Genomic DNA, 590 nt, shown 5'->3' with positions numbered 1-590 from the left:
GAGAAGTTGGACACTAAGGGTGTATTTTGATTACACTTCGCTTTGAACAAGCTGTAAAACACTACAAACAATCACTTTAGCCTAATAAAGGCTAGCAAAATGTTTGCAATTGAACCTTCAAGCAATAATAGAGAAGATAAAAAGCAGAAAACCCTTGGTATTACTGGATTTTCTGCTTTTTATCTTCTGTCTATGCTTCAAGTATTTTTACATAACCCTCTTAAACATCTTCTCGATATCATATGTCGAAAAATGAATGATAATCGGCCGGCCATGCGGGCACGTGAACGGACTGGTCGTACGGCGCAGTCGTTCGATGAGTGCTTCCATCTCAGCATGATTCAAATAACGGTTCGCTTTGATAGCCGCTTTGCATGACATCGTAATGGCCGCTGCTTCACGCAATTTCACCACGTCAATGCCTTTTTTCGATGTGAGCACCATCTCTACCATCTCGCGCAGAATCGCTTCTTCTTCGCCGCGCGGCAGCCAGCGTGGATGGGAACGAATAATATAGCTGTTTGCACCAAACGGCTCCATATGCACGCCTACCTGTTCGAACCAGTCACGGCCTTCCTCTACGGCAGGCG

At 45.1% G+C, this 590-nt stretch carries 1 pseudogene; it reads right to left on the bottom strand.

The window, feature by feature from the left end:
- Window positions 1-207 precede the first annotated feature (207 nt).
- Window positions 208-590: pseudogene (locus B2899_RS14835) on the bottom strand (DNA mismatch repair protein MutL); the annotation flags it as partial.

This window comes from Aneurinibacillus sp. UBA3580, from assembly GCF_002375825.1.
GTDB classification, from domain to species: Bacteria; Bacillota; Bacilli; order Aneurinibacillales; family Aneurinibacillaceae; genus Aneurinibacillus; species Aneurinibacillus danicus.
The sequence above is the reverse complement of the archived record's forward strand: the minus strand, read 5'-3'. Positions and strand labels throughout refer to the sequence as shown.